This is a genomic window from Pseudoalteromonas tunicata (genome assembly GCF_002310815.1).
Taxonomy (GTDB): Bacteria; Pseudomonadota; Gammaproteobacteria; order Enterobacterales; family Alteromonadaceae; genus Pseudoalteromonas; species Pseudoalteromonas tunicata.
This window is the reverse complement of sequence record NZ_CP011032.1, coordinates 1,840,583-1,867,471: the sequence shown is the minus strand read 5'-3', so window position 1 is coordinate 1,867,471 and position 26,889 is coordinate 1,840,583. Positions and strand designations below refer to the sequence as shown.

Below are 26,889 nucleotides of genomic sequence, written 5' to 3'. Positions count from 1 at the left end.
CTAGTAAGTACGTGCTTTAGGTGGGAATGCTTCACGTAAAGTAGGTGCAAAGTTTACGTCACGTTTACTCATTGATTCTGACACTGGATTATAAATTGAATGACATAACCAGTTTTCATCATCACGTTCTGTAAAATCTTGACGGGCATGTGCACCACGAGATTCAGTACGGAAGTTCGCAGCTACAGCTGTTGAGAAAGCAGTTTCCATTAAGTTATCTAACTCTAAACACTCAATACGAGCTGTATTAAAATCAGATGACTTATCATCTAAACGGGCATGTTTTAAACGCTCACGGATTTCTTTAAGCTCAGCTAGACCTTGCGCCATTGCTTCACCTTCACGGAATACAGAGAAGTTTAATTGCATACACATTTGCAGATCTTTCTTGATCTGTACAGGATCTTCACCTTGACCAGGTTTTGAAGTTTCCCAACGATTTAAACGAGACAGAGACTGTTCTAGATCAGATTCAGACGCTTCACGACCAAATTCTTTATCAGCTAAATATTTACCTAGGTATAAACCAGCTGCGCGACCAAATACCACAAGGTCAAGTAATGAGTTACCGCCTAAGCGGTTTGCACCATGTACTGATACACATGCAATCTCACCAACAGCGAATAACCCTTCAACAACTGTAGAGTTGCCGTTTGCGTCAATGTTTAACGCTTGGCCATTTACATTTGTTGGTACGCCACCCATTTGGTAATGACATGTTGGAATTACTGGAATTGGTTCTTTAGCAGGATCGACATGCGCGAATGTTTTTGATAAATCACATACACCAGGTAAACGAAGGTTAAGTGTTTCTTCACCTAAATGATCAAGTTTTAGCTTAATGTGTGGACCCCAAGGGCCGTCACATCCACGACCTTCGCGGATTTCAGTCATCATTGAACGAGCAACAACGTCACGACCAGCTAAATCTTTAGCATTTGGAGCATAACGCTCCATGAAACGTTCGCCATCTTTATTTAAAAGATAACCACCTTCACCACGACAACCTTCAGTAACTAATACACCAGCACCGGCAATACCTGTCGGGTGGAATTGCCACATTTCCATATCTTGCAGCGTTACACCAGCACGCGTCGCCATACCAACACCGTCACCAGTATTGATGTGCGCATTGGTTGTTGATGCGAAAATACGGCCGGCACCACCAGTTGCTAAAACAACAGCTTTAGATTTGAAATAAACAACTTCACCAGTTTCGATTTCAATTGCAGTACAACCGACAACCGCACCGTCTTGATTCTTAACCAAATCAAGCGCATACCACTCAGAATAAACGTTTGTTTTATTCTTAACATTCTGTTGGTATAGACAATGTAACAAAGCGTGACCCGTACGGTCAGCAGCAGCAGCGGTACGAGCCGCTTGCTCACCACCAAAATTCTTAGACTGACCACCGAATGGACGCTGATAAACACGTCCATTTTCAAAACGAGAAAACGGTAAACCCATATTTTCTAGTTCTGTAATCGCTTCAGGGCCTGTTTTACACATATATTCGATAGCGTCTTGGTCACCGATAAAATCAGAACCTTTAACTGTATCGTACATGTGCCATTCCCAATTGTCTGGGTGTGAATTACCCAAAGCAACTGTGATACCACCTTGGGCAGAAACAGTGTGTGAACGAGTAGGAAATACTTTAGAAATTAAGGCACAAGTTTTACCAGACTCAGAAATTGATAGCGCCGCACGCATACCAGCACCACCGGCACCGATTACAACAGCATCGAATTCACGGACAGTATAATTCACTTAAACACCCCACAATACAAATAAGCCAACCGCAACATATGCGAAAGCCATTAAATTCAAAACAAAGCTCAAAATTGCGCGAAGTTTTGCACACTTAATGTAATCAGTCAGCACTTGCCATAAACCGATACGAGTATGAATCATCATGCAAACAAGCGCAGCCAAAGTGAATACTTTCATTGCAAGGTTTGCAAACAAACCTTGCCAAGCTTCAAATGTGACTTCAGGGGTAGCTATAAAATAGCCAAGAATAAATAATGCATATGCCGCTAACACTAGCGCCGTTGCACGTAATGAGACAAAGTCTTGTACACCATCACGCTTTAAAGAAGCTTGATTTAAAACCATATCCATACTCCTGCTGCTGCAGCTAATACAATCCAAAGAGCAATGGCTGCTTTGGCGCTAGCGTTGCCTGATTCAAGCTCTTCCCAGTATCCCATTTCCATAATTAAATGACGGAAACCGCCGATTAAATGATAAATAAGGACAGTGAGTGTGCCCCAAGCAATGAATTTTGCAATAAAGCCATTAAAAAGGCCTTTAACAAACTCAAAACCTTGAGCTGAAGAGAGTGATTCTGACCAAGCCCAGATGACGAAAGTCAAGGCGAAAAACAATGCCACACCCGTAACACGGTGAAGAATTGAAGCCTTAGCTGTCGCTGGCATTGATATAGTCGATAAATCTAGATTTACAGGTCGTTGCTTTTTCACAGTTACTTGCCCATCTGACTCTTTAAAGAGTCCAACTATTATGTTGTTGTCAACCCACCCTTTTTAGAGTGGAACCATCAAAGTTATTTGCTATTCCCAGGTGACGAACCTAAGATAAATCAGTCAAATTCACTTAAGACGTAGCGGTGTTAAACCTACCACAGTATATATAGCCACTGACCATATTACAATTCTTGTTTAATTAGAGCGGCTTGCGAATTAGCCTTTGGTATAATATTTAATCTCTACAGAATATTTATTATGCATATGTGCATTAAAATTGACTTTCATAGTGGTTTTTACGTTAAAATGAACCTAACGTGCTTATAATCAGTATAATAACTAACAATCAGAAATTGTTATCAAAGGAGAGTATTTAGATGGCCGACAATAAAGCCACAGTCCATATCGATGGTCTAGACCCAATTGAGTTACCAATTTATTCTGGAACAGCTGGTCAAGATGTTATCGATGTCCGCACATTAGGTGCACATGGCTATTTCACATATGACCCTGGTTTTATGTCAACAGGCTCTTGTGAGTCTTCAATCACTTATATCGATGGTGCCAAAGGTATTTTATTACACCGCGGCTACCCAATCGACGAGCTTGCTCAAAATTCACATTATTTAGAATTGTGTTATTTGTTGTTAGAAGGTGAATTACCGACTGAAGAACAAATGACTTTATTTGCGCGTGAAATCACAACAAATACAATGATGCATGAAAAAATTGCATCATTCTTCCAAGGTTTCCGTGTAGATGCGCACCCTATGGCTATGCTGTGTGGTGTGGTGGGTGCTTTATCATCATTTTATCATGATGATATTGACATTAATGACCCAGCTCAACGTAAAACCAGTGCAATTAAATTAGTTGCTAAATTACCGACAATTGCGGCTATGGCTTACAAATACACCATTGGTCAACCATTTGTTTATCCACGCAATGACTTAACTTACGCAGAAAACTTCTTACATATGATGTTCTCAGTCCCTGCTGAAGAATACAAAGTAAGTCCTGTACTAGCAAAAGCGATGGATCGTATTTTCATGCTTCATGCTGATCATGAACAAAACGCTTCTACTTCAACAGTTCGCCTTGCCGGCTCATCAGGTGCAAATCCTTATGCCTGTATCGCAGCTGGTATTGCTTCTTTATGGGGTCCAGCTCACGGTGGTGCCAATGAAGCATGTTTGAACATGCTTGAAGAAATTGGTTCTGTCGATCGCATCGACGAATATGTTGGCAAAGCAAAAGATAAAAACGATCCGTTCCGTTTAATGGGATTTGGTCACCGCGTTTACAAAAACTTCGATCCACGTGCAACGGTAATGCGTCAAACATGTCACGAAGTACTTGCTGAGCTAAACATCCAAGATCCATTATTAGATGTTGCAATGCGTCTTGAGCAAATCGCACTTGAAGATCCATATTTTGTAGAGAAAAAACTATATCCAAACGTTGATTTCTACTCAGGTATTATCTTAAAAGCAATTGGTATTCCAACAAACATGTTTACTGTTATTTTTGCAATGGCACGTACTGTAGGTTGGATCTCACATTGGGATGAGATGTTATCTCAACCAGGTCATAAAATTGGTCGTCCGCGTCAATTATATACTGGTTACACTAAACGTGAATTTGTTAAAACTGAACAGCGTTAAGTTTAGACCTCTGAAAAAGCCGCTTTATGCGGCTTTTTTTATTTCCCTTGCCATACGCACTAAAAACCTTAAAATGGCCGTTTTTATTGGCTAGAAGAGCTTGTTTAGATGCTATCTCCTGAAATGCTTCGTGATGACTTCCCTATTTTTTCATCCAGTATAAACGACAATTCGCTCATTTATCTTGATTCAGGAGCGACATCACAAAAACCAAAACAAGTCATTGATCGTCTCAATCAGTTTTATAGCCAAGAAAACGCCAATGTTCATCGTGGTATTCATTTTTTAAGTGAAAATGCCACCCGAAATTATGAAGAAGCAAGAGTTAAACTTGCCAACTATTTAAACGCAAAGAGTAATGAAATTGTATGGACAAAAGGCGCGACCGAAAGCATTAACTTAATTGCACACGGATTGTCGCATTTATTAACGTCAGCCGATTCAGTCGCCATTTCTGCGTTAGAACATCATGCGAATATCGTTCCTTGGCAGCAAGCATGCGAGAAAACTGGCGCTAATTTAATTATTTTACCAATAAATGAATTAGGAATATTAGATCTAGCGCAGGCAAAAATATTACTCGAAAAGTATCAACCTAAAATTTTAGCGCTTAGTCATGCATCCAACGCCTTAGGCAATATCCAACCCATCGCGGAACTCATTCAATACATCAAGCCATATAATACAATTAGCGTCATTGATGGCGCACAAGGTTTTTTACATCTGCGACCTGACATAAAACAGATTGAGTGCGATTTTTATGTATTGTCAGCCCATAAAGCGCTTGGGCCAACTGGGCTTGGTGCATTTTATGGTCGTTATGAATTACTCTGCCAAATGCCTGTGTATCAGACGGGTGGCGAAATGATCAAACATGTCAGCTTCGAAAAAACAACTTTTGCCCTGCCACCGGGCAAATTTGAGGCAGGTACGCCAAATATTAGTGCTGTAATTGCTTTTGCTACGGCTCTTGACTACTTACAGCAATTAGAACACCAAAAAGTACAACAATATGAACAATCTTTATTTCAGTATCTCGTATCTGAACTACAACGCATTGATGGCATAAAATTATATGGTGACTTAAAAAATAATATTGGTACGCTGAGTTTTAATTATAAAGAAGAACACCCTTTTGACATTGCAACCTTGCTTGATCAATTCGGCGTAGCGGTTCGCTCAGGGCATCACTGCACACAACCATTGATGCAGTGTTTACAAGTCACTGGCACCGTCAGGGTAAGCCTTGCATTTTATAACAATAAAAACGATCTAGATTTATTTATTAATGCCCTAAATTCAACGATTTCAATGTTAGAGTAATTATGCAATCTCATTATAATACCACCAAAACAAAGCTTATTTCTTTACCAAGCTGGCAAGATAAGTACCGAGAAATCATGCTCCTTGGTAAAACCTTGCCTCTTTTACCTAATGAGTTGAAGGTTGATAATGCCAAGGTGAATGGCTGTGAAAGTAATGTTTGGCTTTATTTATCACTTGATGAAACAGAAACCACACTTTTGGTTGTATCCGACTCAGATACGCGAATAGTAAAAGGACTGATTGCTTTAATTGTAAATTGCTTTAATGGCTTAACCCCAGCACAAGCCCTTGAAGTTAATATAAGTGAAGAGTTTGAACAAATGGGCTTATTAAAACATTTGAGTCCATCAAGAGGAAATGGGATCAAAGCGATTGTGGCGATGATCCAACAATACTGTGAAAATTATTAATTAACGCAAGCTAAATGAAGTAAACCTGTTACCTTATTTATTTCGTTGTTGTTTTTCTAGGTATTTTTTTATCGCTTTTGACGCTGCAAAAAAGCCAAAAGTCCCAGTTACCATAGTTAAGGATCCAAAGCCATTTGCACAATCCATGCTTAATGAGCCATCGGCTTGCTGTTTAGCTTGGCATACACTGCCATCAGCCATTGGATAGGTTAATTGTTCGGTCGAAAAAACACAGTCAACACCAAATTTACGTTTTGGGTTATCGCTAAAATTATACTTTTTACGTAATAAATAACGCACTTTTGCTAATAATGGGTCTTGAGTGGTTTTTGCCACATCACCGTATTGAATTTGACTCGGATCGCTTTGCCCACCTGCGCCGCCAGTGGTAAACACGGGTATTTTTTGCCGTTTACAGTGTGCAATAAGTGCCGCTTTTACTGGTACTTGATCAATACAATCAACTACATAATCAAACTCAACCAAGTGCGTTGTAATATTATCGAGCGTTAAAAAATCATCTATTAAATGCACTTGGCAATCAGGATTTATCGCTAAAATCCTCTCTTTCATGGCAACTATCTTTTCACTGCCAATGGTTGAGGTTAATGCATGGATTTGTCTGTTAATATTTGTGGTGCAAATATCATCGAGATCAATCAAAGTAATTTGACCAACACCGCTTCGGGCAAATGCTTCTGCTACCCAACTACCTACACCACCAATGCCTATCACGCAAAAATGTGCTTGAGATAACCAAGTTAATTGCTCAGTTCCGTAGACGCGGCGAACACCGCCAAAACGGTTATCATATTCAGGGGTCATGTTATTCATCTTAATAAAGTGTTACCAGTCAAGTGACCATGGCTGTGACCACTCTGCAGTCACCGTTTGGCACTGAGCCGTTAAATATTGCTCACCAAAAGTCGGGGCAAGAAAAACTTTGATATGTGTGCCATGCCAATCAAACCAAAGTGCCATTGCATGCAAATAAGTTCGATCAGCTTTAGTTCCGCCATATAATTCATCGCCTAAAATTGGTGCTGAAATACTCTTTAATGCCACACGTAATTGGTGAGTTTTACCACTAAATGGTTTAAGTAAATATCCCCTTAAACCTGGTGATACCGAGATTGAATAAAAACGTGTGATTGCCGGATTTTCTAGGGATGTCATCAGTTTATAAGCACCACGGCGAGCTTTCACCATATCCCCTTTAATCCAACCTTGTTTCTTTTTAGGCTTTTGGTCGGACAATGCTAAATACACTTTATTAATCAATTTTTGACTAAACATTTCGGTAAAACGTGCAGCCGCTTCGCTACTTCGCGCTAAAATTAATAGCCCCGAGGTCAATTTATCGAGGCGATGTACTGAATAGAGTTTTTCTTGGCAAAGCTGCTCGGCCAGCACCACAAAACCCGCTTGTGTTTCACTATGGAAACTCATCCCAGCTGGCTTGTTAAAAATATAAAAATCAGTATGTCGATAGACAATTTCAAGCATGCTGTTTAAACACCGCTCTGACTCTTTCTAAATCTTCGATAGTATCAACGCCCGCTTCAGGCACTACTTTTGCCTGCTCAACTTTAATGCTTCGACCGTGATATAACACACGTAGTTGCTCTAGCGCTTCAATTTTTTCAAGGGGGGATGGGCTTAATTGAATATATTCTTTAATAAATCCAGCCCGATAAGCATAAATACCAACATGGCGTTGGTAAAAATCACCTATTTCTTCAACCACCTCTTTATTTAAAAAACGTTCTCTGTCGTAAGGAATAGTTGCTCTTGAAAAATAAAGTGCGTTGGCAAATTTGTCACTAACCACTTTGACCGCATTTGGATTAAGTGCTTCTTCAACAGAGTCAATCGCAACACTCAACGTCGCCATCGGGGCAGTTGACTGAGCCAGTAATTGAGCGACTTGGCTGACATTCTCAGGGGCAAGTAAGGGCTCATCACCTTGCACATTTACAACAATAGTCTCATCACTAAGATTCAATAATTCAACCACTTCAGCTAAGCGTTCCGTACCTGATTCATGGCTATCTTTAGTCATTAAAACCTGAGTAGTAAATTTTTGACATGCTTCAAAGACAGCTTGGTGATCTGTAGCTATCACTACATTTGTCGCACCACTTTGCATTGCTTTTTCAAACACATGTTGGATCATCGGCTTACCCGCAATATCAGCTAATGGTTTTGCCGGTAAACGAGTTGAAGCATAACGCGCAGGAATAATAACTACGAATTCCACTTTTCTACCTCATCATGGCCAAGCTCTCTTGCTTCATTTTCTAGTAGCACCGGAATATCTTCACGAATTGGGTATGCTAATTTTGCTTGTGTACTGATAAGCTCAGCATTTGCTTTATCGTAGCGCAATTTGCCTTTTGTTACTGGGCAAGCAATTATTTCAAGAAGTTTAATATCAAAGGCCATGAATGATCCCTTTTTTAAGTAAGAGTGAGGTCAATGCAACTTTTGCTTGCTCATTGAGCTGTGCATCAACTTTTAAATAATACCAATCTGGTTTGGCAAAAGATGTGCATTTCACAGCATCTTTTTCTGTCATATAAATTGTATTTTGTGAATAGTGTTCAAAATCCGCAGCACTAAAATGATGATGATCACGAAAATGCACTCGTTGGTCGATACGAACACCAAAATCAGTCAAGCTGTTTTCAAATCGCTGTGGATTACCTATCGCCGACATCGCAATACCCGCGGGGTAAGGAGCATTGAGCGGCTGTTGTTGTTTAACACAATAGAGCCCTGTTGCAATCAGCTGATAATGCATTGCAGCGCAACCCCCATTCTCAATTACTAAGTCGACAGTTTTTAAGCGACGGGGTAATTCACGAAGTGGCCCCATTGGTATTAAAAAACCATTACCAAAGCGCCGAGTTGCATCAACGATGCAAATCTCAACATCACGCTTCATTTTATAATGCTGCATACCGTCATCAGAAATAATGACATCAGGTTGAAAATGCTCAATTGCAAATTTGATATTATCAACTCTATTTGGACCGACAACAACAGGCACACCAGTGCGTTGATGAATTAATACAGGTTCATCACCCGCTTGGCTTGCGATAACATCACTGGTAACATTTAATGGATAATGACTACTTTTTGCCCCGTATCCACGACTGATCACCACAACTTTTTTTTGCTGTTGCATCAAATATTCACACAGCCAAATGACCATTGGAGTTTTACCATTACCCCCAACCGAAATATTGCCAACGACAATCACGGGTACATCAAAGTGACTCTGCTTTAACCAATTAAAACGATATAAAGATTTACGCAAAACACTTATAAACCAAAATAAAATTGCCAATGGGAACAGCAACAATGTCCAACCAAATGGCCTATACCAGCTTCGCTCTACACTGCTCACATTGATTCGCCCACTTGCATTTTAACTAATGACGCATATGCGCCCTCTTTAGCTAATAATGTTTGGTGATTACCATGTTCAAGCACTCGGCCATTATCTATAACATAAATACAATCAACTGCTTCAATGGTTGATAATCGGTGGGCAATTACAATTGATGTTTTATTTTTCATCAAATCTTCAAGCGCTAATTGAATCAGCTTTTCTGACTCAGTATCAAGCGCTGAAGTCGCTTCATCTAAAATCAAAATAGGCGCATCTTTCACAATAGCACGCGCAATTGCAATACGTTGACGCTGTCCACCTGACATCATGACACCATTTTCGCCAACCATAGTATCTAAGCCATCAGGTAGGTCTTTAACAAACTCCCAAACATGCGCCTTTTTAGCAATTTCGATTAATGTTTCATCATCTATTGGCTTAGTTTGGCCATAACAAATGTTATTACGAATGGTATCGTTAAATAAAACAACTTGTTGTGAGACCAAAGCAAATTGGTTGCGTAAATCTTTAAGTGTGTAATCTGGTAACGGCAAACCATCTAAACAGATAGCCTCTGGATCAGCAATGTCATAATAACGTGGCAATAAATTCGATAACGTCGATTTACCAGATCCTGAGCGACCAACAAAAGCCACGCTTTGTCCTGCGGCTATTGATAAAGACATATTATGAAGTACGGCTTCTTCTTTAAGAGGATAAGTAAACGTTAAATTTTTAACTTCAATGTGGCCTTTTGCACGAGTGAGTGCAACTGTTCCCTGATCTTTTTCAAGTTCAGTATCAAGGATTTCAAATACGCTTTGTGCCGCGGCTACACCCCGTTGTAAATCGCTGTTCACATTAGCAATTTGTTTTAACGGACGTAGCATCAGCATCATAGACGAAATTAATGCCACAAAAGTACCCGAACTAATTGAATTGATCATCGAAGGCATTGCAATCACAGCTAAAATAACCGCCATTGAAGATGCAGCTAGGATTTGAATCACCGACACACTCAATGCCTTGGTTGAGTCCATTTTCACACGTTGGCGACGGTTGTGATTATTAATTACCGCAAAACGGCTAATTTCTTGTTGCTGACCTCCAAAACCATGGATCACTTTATGACCTTTCAACATTTGCTCTGAGCTACGAGTAACATCTCCCATTGCAGATTGAATTGTTTTAGATATTTTACGAAATCGTTTAGAAACGACACTGACAACGATTGCAACAAAAGGCGTCACTAACAAAAATATTAACGATAATTTCCAGCTTGCTTCAAACATTACAAACAATAAAAACACAACATAAGCACCTTCTCTGATCAGTACTAATAGCGCCTTGGTGATCGCTTGTTGTACTTGCTCGGTATCATAGGTAATTTTTGAAATTAGATTGCCACTTGAATGATTATCATGAAACGCAACCGGTAAATTAAGAATATGCTCAAACAGATTTTGCCTTAATTTTGTGACGACTTGCGAACCTACATAGCTCAGGCAATAACTCGATATAAAATTAAATACACCACGAAAAAGAACCAATGCAATCACAACATAAGGAGCAGCACTGAGTACGTCGGCATTTTGCTGGTTCAGGCCTTCATCAATAAAAGGCTTCATTAACCGAACAAAAAGCGCATCCATAGCTGAATAACCGAGCATGCCAATGACGGCAAAAACAGCAACAAATTTAAATTCACCGATATAGCTAAATAAGCGTTTGTATATTTGAGAAGGATTTGGAGTCATTTATCTATTCTTTTGCTAAAATCGATGGCTATTGTATCCTCGCACTGGGTAAAACCCAAACTCAATTCGTTAAAAACCAATATCTTTGTTCTGTTCGGGCTGCAGTAAACTGTAATTCATCTGGTAAAATTTTAACCGTTATCCCACCTAACTGTGCTGTTTGCATTTGAATTGCTCCCATATCGTGATAACGCAACTGAACAGTGGAATGTGGCATATCCCAGCGACTCCAACGCGCATTGGCATGAATAATATAAGATGGCTGTAATTGCCTAATAAACAACTCACTTGATGAGCTTTTACTGCCATGGTGCGGACTTATTAGCAAATCAGCTTTTAAATTGGGATACTGCTTTATCAGTGCAAGTTCAGCCTCTTGATGAATATCACCCACGAGTAATGCCGAAAATGAGCCATCGGTCACTTGCACAATACAGGAGTTATTATTTCTGATCCCTCGAATAATGATTGGTCCAAGGATATTTATGGTTAAGCCCATAAACGTGTGGGTTTGTGGGATACAAAATTTTGGCTTGCCCTCAACATCGATACCAAATAATACTGTATTGCTCAATCCAACTGTTTGCCAATAGTCTAAACCACCGGCATGATCGTTATCGGCATGACTAATAATAGTTTGTGTAACCGTTAAGCCATGCGCTTTTAAAAATGGATAAACTTGTGATTGTGCAACACTATTACCACTATCGAATTTGGCGCCTAAATCATAGACTAATGCTTGTTTATTTTTACTGATCACTACACTAAGCCCATGCCCAACATCTAGTGTTGTAATTTGCCAACTAACTTGTGTAATAAGATTGCTTTCAGACAGCAAGGCTACAATAGGCAGCCAAACTAAACGATGTAAGATAGTAAAGAGTAAAAAGGACCCAACTAAATAAATCAAAATTACTTGCTGCCAAGAAACAAACCCTAACTCAAGCCAGTACACATCCAATGACAACGCTAAAAAATACTCCATTACTGTTGATAATACTTGGTCAAACAACATTAAAGGCGCAGACATCCCAAATAAAAAGGCTACTAAGATGAGCACTAATAAAAGCGGTAACAAAATACTAAAAATGGGTAATACGATGATATTTATCAACATACTGGCTAATGACACACCAGAGAAATAAAACCAACTTAGGGGCAATAAACCAAAAAACAAAGCTAATTGAATAGCAATTAATAACACTAAGGTCCGGCGCACAGTAACAAACACAATACTCAAATTACCAACAATTCGCCGATAGACTAATAAAATAATTACAACTGCAATAAATGAAAAATACAAACCAGGATTCAATAACTCAAATGGATTGAGCAATAAAATGACCACCAGAGCCAATGTTAAAGCAGACAAACTGATATAGCGCTTTTTACCCCAATACAACATCACCAATACACTTAGCATGACAAATGCACGTAGTGCCGAGACCATAAAATCACTCAACCAAACATAAATAAACGCACTGAACAAACCGAAGTAACTATAAAAACGATTTAAATTAAGTGTTTGAGTAAGACGAATTGGTAATGCTAAGGTAAACCATTTCGCGACAAAAAATGCTGCCGAATATAATATTCCGATATGCAGACCAGAAATAGCTAGCATGTGACTTAACCCAGCCAGTTTAAACTGTTCTTTCAATTTAGGGCTTAGTTTTGATTTATCACCGAATAATAACGCGTAATACAATCCCTGTTGTTCAGTATGTTGCACGACTTGTTGTAGCGCATATTTTAAGCTTCGACTTAAAGCAGCTTTTGTATGCTGTGTGATGTGTTGACCAATAAAATACCCTTTAACTTTTGTGCCCTGATAAAATGCGTGTAATTCATAATTTGGCAGCTTAGTATTTCTATACTGGTTGTAAGGTTTAAGTTTTGCTACAACGCTAAACGAATCTCCGACCTTAAGATTTTGCTGATATTGGTAAATGGTTAAATCACCGTATACTTTTTTTAAAGGGCTAATGAGTTGATGATTTAATGAAGTGAGTTTCACTTTACAAAAAGCTTTTTCGTTTTGTGGCACAATTTTAAGTACTGTCGCGGTGATTGGGTATTGCGCACCACGAAAATATACTGGCAAATACCAGTTATAAACCACATGGTAATAGGACATTACATAACAAAATGCCAATAATATAGCTAAACAGCACGTTCTAAATTGCTCATAAAACACGCTGATACTCACTGATAGCAGGATAATGACAAAAAATACTGGCGTATTGAAAAAAAACAGCGACAATACACAACCAAAGACAAATCCATAACTGATTTGACTAAAAGGGAACGATTTAGCACCATGCCAAAAAAAATAATTCAACGCTTTTTACCCGATCATAAAAAAATTAAAGAGAATAAAACGTTAAGTATTTTTGGTGATGTCTTGCACGATGCCAATTTATGGCATTTAAATCGTCGCTCCGCACGAGGTGCATTTGCGGTAGGTTTATTTTTTGCGTTCATCCCTGTTCCCTTCCAAATGCTGCTTGCAGCAGCAGTTGCCATTCCTTTGCGAGTTAATCTTCCTTTATCGGTTGCACTTGTTTGGCTTACTAACCCTCTAACGATGCCACCGATTTTTTATGGCACTTACCTTGTTGGAGTCGCAGTATTGGGCCATGAAAAACAAGAGTTTGCTTTTGAGCCAACATGGCAATGGCTTCAAGCGAGTATTTCTAGTATAGGTCCTGCTTTTATTGTTGGCTCATTATTATGTGCAACAGTGGCATCGATTGTGGGGTTTTTAGTGGTAGATGTTTTATGGCGTCGCTCTGTACGAAAAGCGTGGTTAAATCGCCACAAGAAATAAATTGAATCGAACTATGATAAAACCATTTTAAGTAACGCTTAAGATGGTTTTTTTATTTCTAAAAATAAATCGCTCAACAGAAAAAGATGATAAGCCTATATACTGCTTGCTCAAGACATTACAGAAAATAAATAACCTCAATAATAAATCTATTTCAGGCTAGCAATAAATAACTTGGATATTTATTTTCAATTCAATATATTGATAAATTTCTTATCCATCACATCAGGTTAAGTTGAGTAACTGTTAAACAGACAAACCAAAGGCTTAAATAATAAGGGCTAATTTAGAATTAGCCCTTATTAGATTATTTTATAATATATTTTAGCGACGACGACGCCAAGTCACTAAAGGGAATAACAAGAAACTTAACCAAGCTAAACTGCCACCTTGTCTTTCATATGGCTGCTGCACAGTGGGCGGGCAACTTTCAATCGAACCCGTGATAGGTGTTAATTTTACTGGCACAACAATACTTTCGAATTCTTCTTTTCCTGTTGAATCAACAGTCACTTGGCCGAGCGAGTCGCGCTTTTTAACTGTTTTAGTTGCAGAGCCAATAATTTCATTATTGTCATTAATCGCAATAGCCTCACCAACTACATAAGGATACGCTGTTTTGCCATCTGTATCATAACAAGGTAAAAAGTTATTCACATTAGTGAAAGTATTGCTATTGAGGTCATACAAAAAGCCTTCTCTACGGCGATTTGAAGAAGTACTCGTTTCAACTTCCCCTTCACCCACAATAAAACCAGCATTATTTATATCATGCGCAGTTGAACTTGAACTTGAGAAAAAGTCAGTTGGAAACACAGTTTCTGATGTTGCAATATTATGGTAGAAAAACTTAGTGCGAACAACGCCACTAATTAACTGCGTGTGATAGCCAGTAATAATATTATTATCATTAATATCAACGGCTTTACCAGATAACCCACGATAGTATTTATCTTGAGTTACAATTGGCGTTACAACCCCATTATTAAAATAAACAGGTTGTGATACCCAGCCATTGTCCTCTTTCCAACGCATATCAGAATATCCAACAGCGATACCTGATGAATTTACACCCAAAGCGGAACTTCGAAATGCATTCCCTTCATCTTCTTTAGGTGTTAAAGCTAAACCTAAATTTTCAACGCTGGTTACATTTAAATTACTGTCTAGACGCCATAGTGATGCACGTCTATCAAACAAAGGTACATCCGCTGTTTTAAAGCTCCAGATACATACTTCGGTAGGTTCATCTTTATTATCACAGTTATCGTCAAGGTTTTTTTGACGATCTTCAGGAATACCAATTGAACTGTCGCCAACAACGACATAACTACCATCAGTGAGTTGTTTGATGTCTGTTGCGATAGAAACACCGCCATGAGTGTCATAAATAGGCGATAATGCGGTTTGCTCGCCAGATGCTGAAATCACCAAACCACGCGCTTCAAAATCACGAACAAAATAAGTTACTTCGTCTTTACCCTCAGGGGTAAATGTGATTTTACTATAAGGTGAGGTACCCCAAGCCGCTTTTACACCGTCTTCGGTAATAGCAGTATAATAGTTAGTTGTTGAGCGCGTTAAGCCATCAAAATCAACAGAGGGTATATCAAATAAAGTGACTTCATTAACTGGACTTGAAAAATCGACTGCAATTTGGTCAGAGATTTTTTGCCATTTTGGGTCACGATTACGTGACTGAATAACGCTCATTACAAACGTCAACGCATCGGCATTAATAGTGCCATTTTTAATATCATCAAGGGTAAAAGTGATTGTTTTGTTAATCGACTCTTCGTATTTTTTTTGATTGTTATAAGCCGTTTTAAGCGTTGAGTCATCATAATCAATAATCTGATTATCAATTTTCAGACTAAACTCACCACGAGTAACACCAATGGCTTCACCATTATTGTTAAAGGCTGTGACATACCCATGTTTTGCTGTTTCTTTAGTGCCTAATTCTTCTAGTTTATATGTTGCAGCCCAAACATTTGGCGCTAACAAAGCTGCTAACGAAGCAGCTAATACTGTATATTTCATTCTACATCCCTACTACTGATTCTGTAGTTGTTCTAATTCTTCCCAGCGTTCAAACGCAGCTTCGAGCTTCGACTCAGCTTGAGATAGTTGATTTAACATCTTACTTGTAAAGTCACTGTCTTGTTTGAAAAAGTCAGACGAGTTTACGACTTCTTGAATCTTGCTAATGTCATCTTCTAATTGTTCCATTAAAGCAGGTAATTGCTCTAACTCTAATTTCAATTTATAAGACAACTTATTCGTTTTTTTCTCAACCGGTTTAACAACTGTTTCCGGTTTATCAACAGCCTTTACCACATCTTTATATTTAGCTTCTTGCTCTACAAGTTGCTGTTGATATTCTTCATAATCTGAATAACCACCAACAATTTCCGTTATTTGGCCATTACCTGAAAAGCCCCAAACACTGGTACATGTATTATCAATAAACTCACGGTCATGACTGACCACTAATACCGTGCCTTGATACTGGCCTAAAATATCTTCCAATAATTCGAGTGTTTCGACATCCAAATCATTAGTAGGTTCATCTAAAACTAAAATATTTGAGGGTTTTAAAAATAGTTTTGCTAATAATAAACGATTTTTTTCACCCCCCGATAATGCTTTTACCGGGGAACGTGCACGTGCTGGCGGAAATAAAAAGTCTTGTAAATAGCCAAGTACATGACGATGACGACCGCCAATGAGAACTTCTTGTTTACCTTCTGCAACGTTATCTTGCACTGTTGCTTCTTCATCAAGCAATGCACGGTATTGATCAAAATAAGCAACCTCTAGATTGGTGCCCTGCTTAACAGAACCCGAAACAGGTGCAATTTGGCCAAATAACAATTTTAATAATGTCGTTTTACCAATCCCGTTAGGACCAACTAAGCCGATACGATCACCACGAATGGCGAGCGTTGTAAAATCTTGTACTGTGACTTTATCGCCATAGTTGTGGCTTAAATTAATAGCCTCAAAGACCAACTTACCTGAGCGCTGCGCAACTTCAATATTAAAATCAGCTTTGCCTAGTTTATCAACACGTTGTTTACGCTCTTTTCGTAAATCTTTAAGGGCGCGTACACGCCCTTCATTACGAGTACGACGTGCTTTTATACCCTGGCGGATCCACGTTTCTTCTTCAGCCAAGCGCTTATCAAATAAAGCATTTTGGGTTTCTTCAACTTTTAAAGCGTGCGCTTTTTGTTCAAGGTATAACTCATAATTACCTGGGTAAGATACTAACTTACCACGGTCTAAATCAATAATGCGCGTTGCCATTGAACGAATAAAGGCACGGTCATGGGAAATAAAGATGATCGAACCACGATATTCTTTTAAAAATTGCTCTAACCATAAAATACTTGCCATATCCAAATGGTTAGTCGGTTCGTCTAAAAGTAGTAAATCAGGCTCACTGACTAAAGCGCGTGCTAGCGCGACTTTTCTAAGCCAACCACCTGATAATGACTCTAACTTAGTATCAGGATTTAACTGTAATTTCGTTAAAATGAGTTTGATTTGTGTTTCAAAACGCCAAGCATCATTACTTTCTAACTCATTAGATAAACGCTCTAAACGATTGAGTAATTTGTCAGAGCATTCCGTTTGTAATTGAATGCTTAAATGATGAAAATCGATAAGTAGTTGTGCAACACCTGGCAAACCCGCTGCGACATAATCAAATACCGTACCAGTCGCCCCTTTTGGAGGATCTTGCTCTAAACGAGCAATTTTTAAACCATTAACTTGGTTAATATCACCTTCATCAAGCTTGACTTGGCCATCAAGTACTTTAAGTAAGGTTGATTTACCGGCGCCATTTCGACCTACAATACAGACGCGCTCATTTGTTTCTATTAATACATCCGCACTATCAAGTAACGGGTGGGTGCCATACGCAAGTTTGGCAGAGGTAATTCTAATTAAATCCATATTATTTTAGTACTTCTTGAATTTGCTGAGGATTAAACGGCCACTTTAATAGTGCTTGAGTTAAACAGTTTTGAGCAACCGGAATGTCACATTGGTATAAGTTCATCATCGCCTCATCATCCACTATATCAATACAATTGACTTCTGCTGGACTAAAGAAATGAAGTAATAATTCATACGCTTGTTCGCACAAATGGCAACCTTGTGTATGATATAAAACAACCTTATGCATAAGTGATTAACCACGAATTATGGATATTTTTATTACGGTTAAAATCAGGTGACAACGTTTGATCGGTAATATTTTTAGCTTTTAAACCAAGCGCTTCGAGTGCCTCCTGATCAATTTTAAAACCACGTTTATTATTAGAGAAAAGTAGTGTTCCCGTTGGGCTTAAAATGTTTTTAACCCAAGTAAATAACTTAATGTGATCTCGTTGAACATCAAACGCATCTTCCATTCGTTTCGAATTCGAAAAAGTCGGTGGATCAAGGAAAATCAAATCGTATTGACCCGTTGCATGCTCTAACCACTTTAGGCAATCCGCTTTTTCAAAATGATAACGCGCATTTTTAAGATTATTTAAAGCAAAATTCTCTTGCGCCCAATCTAAGTAAGTTTTCGACATATCAACGGTAGTTACTGATTTTGCGCCGCCTAAAGCAGCATGAACTGACGCAGAACCGGTATACGCAAATAAATTTAAAAAGCGTTTATCTTGGCTATTTTGTTGAATATAGCGACGTGCCAAGCGGTGATCTAAGAATAAACCAGTGTCTAAATAATCATGCAAATTTACTTTAAATTTAGCGCCGTATTCAGTCACAGTAAAAGACTCATTACGTTTGGCAAAAGATTGATATTGGGCATCACCTTTTTGACGTTTACGTTGCTTAACAACCACTTTATCGGGGTTAATCTCAAGCTGTTGACCAGTTAAGAAAATGACATCTTGTAAGCGTTTATGTGCGACTTCTTCATCAATTTGTTTTGGTGGTGCGTACTCGTACACAATAACGTGATCAAGATAAACATCTACAGCCACATTATATTCTGGAATATCGGCATCATATAAACGATACGCTACAACTTCATCTTTTTTAAGCCACTTTTTAAGTGCTTGGTTATTTTTCTTTAAACGATTACCAAAGGCTTCAGAGGCTGGATAATTTAGCCCAGTTTGTGCTTCTGATTGCTGGACTTGCTTTTCATCAAGTAAATAATTATTTAATAAACAATCAATTGGACCATTTTTAAATTTATACTGTTTGTGTTTAACCAGTTTGAGTAACTTTAGTAAGGACTCATCCGAACCAAACATAGAAACATGCCAATTAGCAAAATGTTGTTTAAGACCTTGGCCTAAAAGACGATACAAACTGATTAACTCTGCCGTCCCACCTAAACGCTCACCATAAGGTAAGTTAGAAATAACAACACCAGGGCGTTTAGCTACGGCTTTTAATTTAGTTGCATCACCTTGATCTAAGGTAATGATTTGACCAAAGCCAGCTTTGCGACAGTTATCTTTTGCTTTACCTAATACATGGCGGTCAACATCATGACCAATAACATATAAGTTAGGTGAAGTTACCTGAGCTGCAAGTAGCTCTTTTAATTCTAAAAATTGAGCTTCTTTAAAACCAGGTAACCGCTCAAATGCAAATTGTTCACGTTCTAGGCCCGGCGCTTCATTACGCGCCATAGAAACGGCTTCAATTAATAAAGTTCCTGCACCACAACATGGATCATAAAGAGGCTGTGTAATGTCAGTGAGCCAACCACTGCGTTTTATCAATGCAGCCGCTAAATGTTCTTTGATTGGAGCTTTACCTTGTGCGGTACGATAACCACGTTGCGAAAGCGATGGGCCTGAATAGTCGATATAAAGATTAACTGTTTCACGATTTAAACGAGCAACAACACGAACATTAGGTTCTTGTTTATCAACATTTGGTCTCACTTCATACAAATCTTGGAAATAATCAACTATCGCATCTTTAACTACTAAACCTGCAAATTGAGTATTTTTTAATTCCGCATTAGTACCAGAAAAATCAACTAGAAAGGTCTGCTTTGGCCCAAAATACTCTTGCCAAGGTTGAAAACGTGCAAAGTTATACAGCGCTTCTTTATCTTTAATAGTATCTTTGCTGGCAATCAGCATCATAATTCGAGTAGCAAAACGCGATGATAAACAAATTTTTTGGGCAGTCAGCGTATCTGACTCAAAGGTGACAGAACCAACTGTTAGTTTCAGTACCGAAGCACCTAATTGTGTTATTTCATCTTGAAGAAGTTGTTCGATACCAATCGAAGTGAGTGCGATAAATTGCAAAGTTATAACCCTGTATACATAATTACGCAGAGTATAACATAGACAACAGTAATATTAGTGTATCTCTAGGCGCGTTTTTTTACAGAATTTCGGATATTAAGTGGATAGATACGATCATTTAATACGCGGATCACTTCAAATTGTTGCAGCGATAAATTCTCATCAAGTTGATAGTTTTTTTCTAGGTTCAGACACAAGGAAGCTTGTTCAGTATGATCAACAATTAAAAACTGCCCTTCAACCATTTTTGACTGTAACAAAACAATGGCTTCAGTGCTTTGAACACTACCTGTGTAACTTTTAAAAAACCAACTTTTGGCTAATACAGGTTTGAGGTAAAACTTAGCAGCAGTGGCATTAATTGCAATTTGACAAATTTGAGCCTGATTCCAAAGCTCAAAAGAAGCAAGGTAGCTCGATACTTGTTGATAAAAATCAGCATCTCTTAGGCTAAAATGAGGGTTTTCTAGAACGTCATCGGTTAATAAACGAAGTTTAAATGGAGTACAAAACTCCATTTCGTCACCGAGATCGAGCATTAAGCACTTATTTGTTGGACAAGCATACCAATTCCATTGTGCTGACGCCTGTAACATTTTACAACCCTAAGATAAACAAGACTTAGGGATTATAAGAGCTTAATGCAAGATATAAAATATTTTTTTAGAATAAATTGAAAAGGATCAATGTTTTAAATTACTGATCCTTATAACGCATTAACGATCGTTTTGATCATTGGTGGCCCTTGATAAATAAATCCAGTATAAACCTGGATTAAAGAAGCGCCAGCATCAAGTTTTTCTTTCGCCGATTGCGCACTGTCAATACCACCAACACCAATAATCGGTAATTTATCACCAGTCAAACGTTTAAGTTCCTTGACAATATGAGTCGACTTTTCACGTACCGGGCGACCTGATAATCCACCCATTTCATCTGCATAACGTTGACCGGTAACAGCACTTCGCTCAAGTGTCGTATTCGTTGCAATAACGCCATCAATATGGTTTTTAACAAGAGAATCAGCAACTTGCCCAATTTGAATTGCATCTAGATCAGGGGCGATTTTTACCAACATTGGGACATGCTTGTTATGATGTGCAGATAAGTTAAGTTGTTCGTTTTTCAAACTTGATAATAAATCGTCAAGTGCTTCACCATACTGTAAATCTCTTAAACCTGGTGTATTAGGCGAAGATATATTAACGGTGATATAAGATGCATGTTCGAATACTTTACGCATACAATGAATGTAATCATCCTTACCCTGCTCGTTTGGCGTATCTTTATTTTTGCCAATATTGATCCCTAAGATCCCTTTATAACGAGCGGCTTTTACATTTTCTATTAAATAATCTACGCCACGATTGTTAAAACCCATACGATTAATAATTGCATCAGATTCTGGTAAACGAAAAATACGTGGTTTGTCATTACCTAATTGCGGTTTAGGTGTCACAGTACCGACTTCAATAAAACCGAACCCCATTTGTGAAAATGCATCAATACATTCGGCATTTTTATCAAGACCGGCTGCAAGGCCAACTGGATTTTTGAATTCTAGACCAAGAAACTGAACTGGCTTGGGCGCCAACTCTTGTGTCCAAAGATGATTAAGAGGTGTATGAGCAAAACGTTTTAAATTGTTTAAGGCAAAATTATGAGACCACTCGGCATCACAAGAAAACATAAAACGGCGTGCTAAATCATAAAACATGTAAACCCCTTCATTTAAAATAAAAAACCCCAGTCAGACTGGGGTATTTTATAGGGTTTTTAATTATTTGGAAGAGTCACAGTTATGACTCAACAACATTAATTCACGTAATGCGACTGAGAACTTCGCAAAATCATGAACTTTAGTTGTTTTAAACTCAGCAAGCATTTGTTGCCATCTGCTTAATAAGCCTTCGTGCTCTGTCATCCAACTATCGATAAGGCTATCAACGTCACATACATCTTTACTGCAGCTATTTAAAACAACAGCAGCTAACGAACGTTGTTGCCAATCAAGCTCTTCACGGTAAGATGCACGTGCAAGCGCTTGCCAATGGTTTGCGACCGGTTGAATAGTGATTTGATCTAAGAACCAATGTAAACCCATACGTGCGCCTAGTTTGAAGTAGGTATCCGCAACAAGACTAATTGAACGCTCAGAATTTTTCGCAACTTGTGCTAAATCCATCACTGAGAACAAGCTTGAAAGCTGTGCAATACGTTTAGCTAGTGGAACTGGTACACCTTCAACTTCAAGTGCTTTAGCTTCATCATTTAGTTTTGCAGACTCTTCTACCGACATATAATTTATTAAGTTTTCACTTAAATCTTTAAAGGCTGGTGCGTAGAACGCTAGTTTATGCTCAATTGTGAGTGCTTTATTTCTATGACGTAAGAACCAACGAGTTGCACGACGAACTGTTCGACGTAATTGATACAACATTTCTGTTTGAACAATTGCTGGAATAACATTATCAAGCGCTTCAATTTCTTGCCATGTTTTTGACATCTCAAATACACCGCTTGCCATTGAATAGCACGTAACAACTTCAGCTGCAGAACTACCTGTTTCTTCCATCATACGAATAACGAAGTTAAGACCCATATCGTTGATGATGTTGTTCGCTAACTTAGTCGCAATGATTTCAGAGCGCAGTGGATGATTATCCATCGCAGCATTGAACTTATCACGTAATGGTACAGGGAATGCATTGACCAACAATTGACGATAATATGGATTATCTGTGATTTCTGGTGTTACTAACCATTCTTTTAATACCATTTTTGCGTAAGAAACCAGTACTGATAACTCAGGGCGAGTTAATCCTTTACCTGCTGCTAAACGTTCTGCTAACTCATCATCTGATGGTAAGAACTCAATAACACGGTCAAGTTTACCTTCTTTTTCAAGTGCATGGATAAAACGGATTTGCTCTTTTAAGGTTGAAGTACCTTTTAATTGCGTAACCGAAATAGTATGGGTTTGACGATAACAATCACGAAGTACTAAACGCGATACTTCATCAGTCATAGAATAAAGTAATTCATCACGTTGTTTACGCGTCATGTCGCCTTGAGCAACTAAACTATTTAACAATATTTTGATATTTACTTCATTATCAGAACACGCTACGCCACCTACGTTATCAATGAAATCTGTATTAATGCGACCGCCTTTAGCAGCAAATTCAATACGACCTAATTGTGTACAACCTAAGTTACCACCTTCACCAAATATTTTAGCGTTGATGTCAGAACCATTTACACGTAATGCGTCATTAGCGCGATCGCCAACATCCGTCTCGTGTTTTGCTTTCACATAAGTACCGATACCACCATTCCAAATTAAATCAACAGGCATCATTAATACCGTTTTGATTAATTCACTCGGTGACATAGCAACTTTTTTAGTGCCAAGCATTTTTTTCATTTCAGGTGTAAGCGTAATTGACTTAGCTGAACGTAAGAAAATACCACCACCTTCAGAAATTAAATCTTTGTTGTAATCATCCCATGTTGAACGAGGTAAATTAAACAAACGCTCACGCTCAACCCAAGAGGTTGCAGAATCTGGATTAGGATCGATAAAGATATGCATGTGGTTAAATGCAACTTGTAAACGAATATGTTTAGATAACAACATACCATTACCAAATACGTCACCCGCCATATCACCTATACCAACACAGGTAAAATCAGTGGTTTGACAATCGATGCCGATTTCACGGAAATGACGTTTAACAGATTCCCAGCCACCTTTTGCAGTAATAGCCATTTTCTTATGGTCATAACCGACTGAGCCACCTGATGCGAAGGCATCACCTAACCAGAAGTTGTATTCATCAGAAATACTATTTGCGATATCAGAGAAGGTTGCGGTCCCTTTATCTGCAGCAACAACTAAATATGGGTCGTCTTCATCATGGCGAACAACATTAACTGGAGGAATAATTTCGCCCGCTAAAATGTTATCTGTAATGTCTAATAAACCACGAATAAAGATACGGTAACATTCTTGGCCTTCTTTTAAGAATGCATCACGATCACTTGGGCTTGGTGCTTGTTTACATACAAAGCCACCTTTAGAACCAACAGGTACAATTACCGTATTTTTAACTTGTTGAGCTTTTACTAAACCTAATACTTCAGTACGGAAATCTTCACGACGATCTGACCAACGTAATCCACCGCGAGCAACCTTACCACCACGTAAATGAACACCTTCAACACGTGGAGAATAAACAAAAATCTCGAACGCTGGTAATGGTAGTGGCATATCTGGAATTAAATTAGGTTTAACTTTAAACGAGATATACGATTTTGGATCACCTTGCGCATCAACTTGATAGTAGTTGGTACGAATTGTTGCGGTGATTAAATCAACATATGAACGAATAATACGGTCATCATCTAGATTAGCCACATTATCAAGAGCAGTATAAATTTCAGAGGTTAGCTTTTCGCATGCTTTTTCAGAAAATTTATTTTTTGGTGAGAATTTTTTGTTAAATAATTTCACCAATTGAATTGCGATATCTGGATAATGTTCGAATGTACTTTCGATATAGTTTTGTGAGAACGTCACACCAATTTGACGCATGTATTTAGCGTAAGCACGCATAATCGAAGCTTCGCGACCAGTTAAACCACCGGCAAGTACTAAACGATTAAAACCATCATTTTCTAAACGGTTATGCCATACATTTGTTAACGCTTTTTGGAAACGAACTGAGCTTTTATCAAAGTCAGACACGTTTTTAGTTAACAACATGCTAAAGTCCATCACCCAGTTTATTTGGCCATCGCTGGTTTTAACTGCATAAGGCGTTTCACCAATCACACGCAAACCAAAATTTTCAAGCATTGGCATCACGTCAGATAAATGAATTGGTACGTCTTTATGGAACAAGCTTAAACGAACCATATTAGAGTTCGATTCTTCTTGTGGACGATAAAACAACATTTCTAAGGTGTTGTCATCATTCAATGCTTCTAATTTTTCGATATCAACGACAGCGGCACTTGGTAAAACTTGCTCTTTATAAGAACTAGAAAATGCACTTGCGTATTTACGGATCAGTTCATTACCACGGGCTTCGCCAGCAACTTCTATTAAGGCAGAACCAAGTTTGTCTTCCCAAGTACGGGCAGCTTCAATTAAATTATGTTCGATGTCTTTCACATTATATTCGATATTGTTGTCGTCCAGTCTCACTGTGTAGTGAGTACGGGCTAAAATGGATTCAGAGAAGAAAGTTGTAAACTCAACTTTTTTTGATGTTTGGAATGCACGTCCCAAGATCTGTTGCGTTTCACGACGAAGTGCCGTGTTATAACGCTCACGCGGTACATAAACCATGCAAGATAAAAAACGACCATAGACGTCTTTACGAACAAATAAACGACACATATCTCGTTCTTGTACTTGCAAAACACCCATAGCAACATCAAGTAACTCAGTTTCTTTGGCTTGCAATAACTCATCACGTGGATACGTTTCTAAAATATTGAGTACCGCTTTATAGGCATGAGTTCCTTTAGCAAAATCAGATAATTCAAGAATGCGATTGATTTTACTTTTTAATACAGGGACATCAGCGGCGCTATTGTTATAGAAGTTTGATGAAAATAAACCAATAAAACGGTCTTCACCTATAACATTACCTTTGTTATCAAAACGCTTAACACCGATATAATCGATATACGCAGGACGATGAACGCGTGATACTGAATTTGTTTTAGTAAGGATAAGTAAATTATCGCTATGTGCTTCTTTACGGGCAATTTCAGGTAGGTCAGATAACAAGCGGACCTTTTCTTCCACTGAGTTTTTCATCATACCCAAGCTTGAGCCTGTAACACCTTTTAATTGGTAATCGCCTTGTATAGGTAATAAATCGTATTGGCGATAACCCATCAGCGTAAAATTATCACGTGCTAACCAATCTAAGAATTCAACAGTCTCTTGAATTTCATCAGCACTGTTTTTACCTTTACGATTTGGAATATCTTTGGTTACTTCAATTAACTTGCCTTTAATTGCTTGCCAATCTTGAACCGCAACCGAAACGTCCAATAAAACAGACTCTAACTCAGCAGCAATCGAAGCGATGGCTTTTTTATCAGTTTGGCGGTCTATTTCAATGAAGAAAACTGTTTTAGTCGAACTTGAATCCTGCTCACTTTTCAATGAAGTAATACCCGAAATTGTGTTATCGGCATTACGTTGGATTTTGAGTGGACAATGAAGTAATAGGTGAGAGGCAATATTTTCACGAATAAGGGCCATTCTTACTGAATCTACTAAGAAAGGCATATCTTTTGCGATGATTTCAACGATTGTGTGAGAAGAGTGCCAACCGTTTATTGCAAGCTCTGGGTTAAAAACGCGGATCAGTACGTCGTCCGATGTATGTCCCTCAAGAGAGTTCCATAAACTCAGTACTGCACCATATAAATCACTGTCGTTACGTCTTGCCAAATCCTCTTTCGACATGTTGCTGTACAAGGTTTTGGCGAAATTTTCAACGAGCGACACATTTGGAGCATGCACTTTTTTTTGGATTAATTTACAAACATTATCCAACAGTACTGAGGTGTGACCTTCGTTTCGTGTCATTATGTGTTCCTTATCTATACCACCTGTGAACGGTAGCTATTGTACAGCCATAAAATTAGCGTGGAGTCACCGCGAATTCTAACTCTTTTGCG

General features: G+C 38.4%; 21 protein-coding genes. 4 read left to right on the top strand and 17 right to left on the bottom strand.

Annotated features, from left to right (window positions below):
* The 3 genes from sdhA to sdhC are packed head-to-tail and all read right to left on the bottom strand — an operon-like array spanning position 1 to position 2,489.
* Positions 1–1,773, bottom strand: a complete 1,773-nt coding sequence (sdhA, locus tag PTUN_RS08490; RefSeq protein ID WP_009839829.1) for a succinate dehydrogenase flavoprotein subunit — start codon at positions 1,771–1,773, stop codon at positions 1–3.
* Positions 1,774–2,121, bottom strand: a complete 348-nt coding sequence (sdhD, locus tag PTUN_RS08485; protein ID WP_040644244.1) for a succinate dehydrogenase, hydrophobic membrane anchor protein — start codon at positions 2,119–2,121, stop codon at positions 1,774–1,776.
* Entirely contained in the window at positions 2,112–2,489 is a 378-nt protein-coding gene (sdhC, locus tag PTUN_RS08480; protein ID WP_083781297.1) for a succinate dehydrogenase, cytochrome b556 subunit, read from the bottom strand. Before sdhC ends, sdhD begins: the two co-directional genes overlap by 10 nt.
* Before the next feature lie 380 nt (positions 2,490–2,869).
* Here sdhC and PTUN_RS08475 point away from each other — a divergent pair, with 380 nt between their 5' ends.
* The 3 genes from PTUN_RS08475 to PTUN_RS08465 all read left to right on the top strand — a co-directional run bounded on the left by PTUN_RS08475 (position 2,870) and on the right by PTUN_RS08465 (position 5,892).
* Complete coding sequence (locus tag PTUN_RS08475; protein ID WP_009839826.1) at positions 2,870–4,156, top strand: citrate synthase; 1,287 nt, start codon at positions 2,870–2,872, stop codon at positions 4,154–4,156.
* Positions 4,157–4,264: 108 nt separating this feature from the next.
* A complete protein-coding gene (locus PTUN_RS08470; RefSeq protein ID WP_009839825.1) occupies positions 4,265–5,479 on the top strand; it encodes an aminotransferase class V-fold PLP-dependent enzyme in 1,215 nt (404 codons plus the stop codon).
* 2 nt (positions 5,480–5,481) lie between these two features.
* Entirely contained in the window at positions 5,482–5,892 is a 411-nt protein-coding gene (locus PTUN_RS08465; RefSeq protein ID WP_009839824.1) for a SufE family protein, read from the top strand.
* Between the two features lie 33 nt (positions 5,893–5,925).
* Here the strand turns inward: PTUN_RS08465 and tcdA are convergent, their stop codons facing one another.
* The 7 genes from tcdA to PTUN_RS08430 form a co-directional block, all read right to left on the bottom strand.
* The gene (gene tcdA / locus PTUN_RS08460) at positions 5,926–6,726 is read right to left on the bottom strand and encodes a tRNA cyclic N6-threonylcarbamoyladenosine(37) synthase TcdA (protein WP_009839823.1); all 801 of its coding nucleotides are present in this window, start codon (positions 6,724–6,726) and stop codon (positions 5,926–5,928) included.
* 12 nt (positions 6,727–6,738) lie between these two features.
* Positions 6,739–7,398 (bottom strand): TIGR01621 family pseudouridine synthase, encoded by a 660-nt coding sequence (locus PTUN_RS08455; protein ID WP_009839822.1) that lies wholly within the window; start codon positions 7,396–7,398, stop codon positions 6,739–6,741.
* Positions 7,391–8,152 carry a 3-deoxy-manno-octulosonate cytidylyltransferase gene (gene kdsB / locus PTUN_RS08450; RefSeq protein WP_009839821.1) on the bottom strand — a complete coding sequence of 254 codons (762 nt, stop codon included), beginning with the start codon at positions 8,150–8,152 and terminating at the stop codon, positions 7,391–7,393. Before kdsB ends, PTUN_RS08455 begins: the two co-directional genes overlap by 8 nt.
* Positions 8,140–8,337, bottom strand: a complete 198-nt coding sequence (locus PTUN_RS08445; RefSeq protein ID WP_009839820.1) for a Trm112 family protein — start codon at positions 8,335–8,337, stop codon at positions 8,140–8,142. Before PTUN_RS08445 ends, kdsB begins: the two co-directional genes overlap by 13 nt.
* Positions 8,327–9,304: a tetraacyldisaccharide 4'-kinase gene (lpxK, locus tag PTUN_RS08440; protein ID WP_009839819.1), complete on the bottom strand. Its 978-nt coding sequence runs from the start codon at positions 9,302–9,304 to the stop codon at positions 8,327–8,329. The genes PTUN_RS08445 and lpxK overlap by 11 nt, the downstream gene beginning before the upstream one ends.
* Positions 9,301–11,046 (bottom strand): lipid A export permease/ATP-binding protein MsbA, encoded by a 1,746-nt coding sequence (gene msbA / locus PTUN_RS08435; RefSeq protein WP_009839818.1) that lies wholly within the window; start codon positions 11,044–11,046, stop codon positions 9,301–9,303. Before msbA ends, lpxK begins: the two co-directional genes overlap by 4 nt.
* A gap of 61 nt (positions 11,047–11,107) precedes the next feature.
* Positions 11,108–13,183 (bottom strand): DNA internalization-related competence protein ComEC/Rec2, encoded by a 2,076-nt coding sequence (locus PTUN_RS08430; RefSeq protein ID WP_157579390.1) that lies wholly within the window; start codon positions 13,181–13,183, stop codon positions 11,108–11,110.
* A gap of 183 nt (positions 13,184–13,366) precedes the next feature.
* Between PTUN_RS08430 and PTUN_RS08425 the strand changes: the two genes are divergently transcribed.
* Positions 13,367–13,876: a DUF2062 domain-containing protein gene (locus tag PTUN_RS08425; RefSeq protein WP_009839816.1), complete on the top strand. Its 510-nt coding sequence runs from the start codon at positions 13,367–13,369 to the stop codon at positions 13,874–13,876.
* A gap of 324 nt (positions 13,877–14,200) precedes the next feature.
* Here the strand turns inward: PTUN_RS08425 and PTUN_RS08420 are convergent, their stop codons facing one another.
* The 7 genes from PTUN_RS08420 to PTUN_RS08390 all read right to left on the bottom strand — a co-directional run bounded on the left by PTUN_RS08420 (position 14,201) and on the right by PTUN_RS08390 (position 26,797).
* Entirely contained in the window at positions 14,201–15,919 is a 1,719-nt protein-coding gene (locus PTUN_RS08420) for a DUF3466 family protein (protein ID WP_009839815.1), read from the bottom strand.
* Positions 15,920–15,931: 12 nt separating this feature from the next.
* Positions 15,932–17,842 (bottom strand): ATP-binding cassette ATPase Uup, encoded by a 1,911-nt coding sequence (gene uup / locus PTUN_RS08415; protein ID WP_009839814.1) that lies wholly within the window; start codon positions 17,840–17,842, stop codon positions 15,932–15,934.
* A gap of 1 nt (position 17,843) precedes the next feature.
* Positions 17,844–18,074, bottom strand: coding sequence for a glutaredoxin family protein (locus PTUN_RS08410; RefSeq protein ID WP_009839813.1), 231 nt, complete (start codon positions 18,072–18,074; stop codon positions 17,844–17,846).
* A complete protein-coding gene (rlmKL, locus tag PTUN_RS08405; RefSeq protein WP_009839812.1) occupies positions 18,067–20,181 on the bottom strand; it encodes a bifunctional 23S rRNA (guanine(2069)-N(7))-methyltransferase RlmK/23S rRNA (guanine(2445)-N(2))-methyltransferase RlmL in 2,115 nt (704 codons plus the stop codon). Before rlmKL ends, PTUN_RS08410 begins: the two co-directional genes overlap by 8 nt.
* A gap of 65 nt (positions 20,182–20,246) precedes the next feature.
* The gene (locus PTUN_RS08400; RefSeq protein WP_009839811.1) at positions 20,247–20,777 is read right to left on the bottom strand and encodes a cell division protein ZapC; all 531 of its coding nucleotides are present in this window, start codon (positions 20,775–20,777) and stop codon (positions 20,247–20,249) included.
* 110 nt (positions 20,778–20,887) lie between these two features.
* The gene (pyrD, locus tag PTUN_RS08395) at positions 20,888–21,898 is read right to left on the bottom strand and encodes a quinone-dependent dihydroorotate dehydrogenase (RefSeq protein ID WP_009839810.1); all 1,011 of its coding nucleotides are present in this window, start codon (positions 21,896–21,898) and stop codon (positions 20,888–20,890) included.
* A gap of 63 nt (positions 21,899–21,961) precedes the next feature.
* Positions 21,962–26,797, bottom strand: a complete 4,836-nt coding sequence (locus PTUN_RS08390; RefSeq protein WP_009839809.1) for an NAD-glutamate dehydrogenase — start codon at positions 26,795–26,797, stop codon at positions 21,962–21,964.
* Positions 26,798–26,889: the final 92 nt, after the last annotated feature.

What these genes read in the sequence shown, in the direction of transcription:
- sdhD (WP_040644244.1), bottom strand. Translation starts at nt 2,121, where the DNA reads ATGGTTTTAAATCAAGCTTCTTTAAAGCGTGATGGTGTACAAGACTTT.
- PTUN_RS08475 (WP_009839826.1), top strand. Translation starts at nt 2,870, where the DNA reads ATGGCCGACAATAAAGCCACAGTCCATATCGATGGTCTAGACCCAATT.
- PTUN_RS08470 (WP_009839825.1), top strand. Translation starts at nt 4,265, where the DNA reads ATGCTATCTCCTGAAATGCTTCGTGATGACTTCCCTATTTTTTCATCC.
- PTUN_RS08465 (WP_009839824.1), top strand. Translation starts at nt 5,482, where the DNA reads ATGCAATCTCATTATAATACCACCAAAACAAAGCTTATTTCTTTACCA.
- tcdA (WP_009839823.1), bottom strand. Translation starts at nt 6,726, where the DNA reads ATGAATAACATGACCCCTGAATATGATAACCGTTTTGGCGGTGTTCGC.
- PTUN_RS08455 (WP_009839822.1), bottom strand. Translation starts at nt 7,398, where the DNA reads ATGCTTGAAATTGTCTATCGACATACTGATTTTTATATTTTTAACAAG.
- PTUN_RS08445 (WP_009839820.1), bottom strand. Translation starts at nt 8,337, where the DNA reads ATGGCCTTTGATATTAAACTTCTTGAAATAATTGCTTGCCCAGTAACA.
- msbA (WP_009839818.1), bottom strand. Translation starts at nt 11,046, where the DNA reads ATGACTCCAAATCCTTCTCAAATATACAAACGCTTATTTAGCTATATC.
- PTUN_RS08430 (WP_157579390.1), bottom strand. Translation starts at nt 13,183, where the DNA reads ATGTCCTATTACCATGTGGTTTATAACTGGTATTTGCCAGTATATTTT.
- PTUN_RS08425 (WP_009839816.1), top strand. Translation starts at nt 13,367, where the DNA reads ATGCCAAAAAAAATAATTCAACGCTTTTTACCCGATCATAAAAAAATT.
- PTUN_RS08420 (WP_009839815.1), bottom strand. Translation starts at nt 15,919, where the DNA reads ATGAAATATACAGTATTAGCTGCTTCGTTAGCAGCTTTGTTAGCGCCA.
- uup (WP_009839814.1), bottom strand. Translation starts at nt 17,842, where the DNA reads ATGGATTTAATTAGAATTACCTCTGCCAAACTTGCGTATGGCACCCAC.
- PTUN_RS08410 (WP_009839813.1), bottom strand. Translation starts at nt 18,074, where the DNA reads ATGCATAAGGTTGTTTTATATCATACACAAGGTTGCCATTTGTGCGAA.
- PTUN_RS08400 (WP_009839811.1), bottom strand. Translation starts at nt 20,777, where the DNA reads ATGTTACAGGCGTCAGCACAATGGAATTGGTATGCTTGTCCAACAAAT.
- pyrD (WP_009839810.1), bottom strand. Translation starts at nt 21,898, where the DNA reads ATGTTTTATGATTTAGCACGCCGTTTTATGTTTTCTTGTGATGCCGAG.
- PTUN_RS08390 (WP_009839809.1), bottom strand. Translation starts at nt 26,797, where the DNA reads ATGACACGAAACGAAGGTCACACCTCAGTACTGTTGGATAATGTTTGT.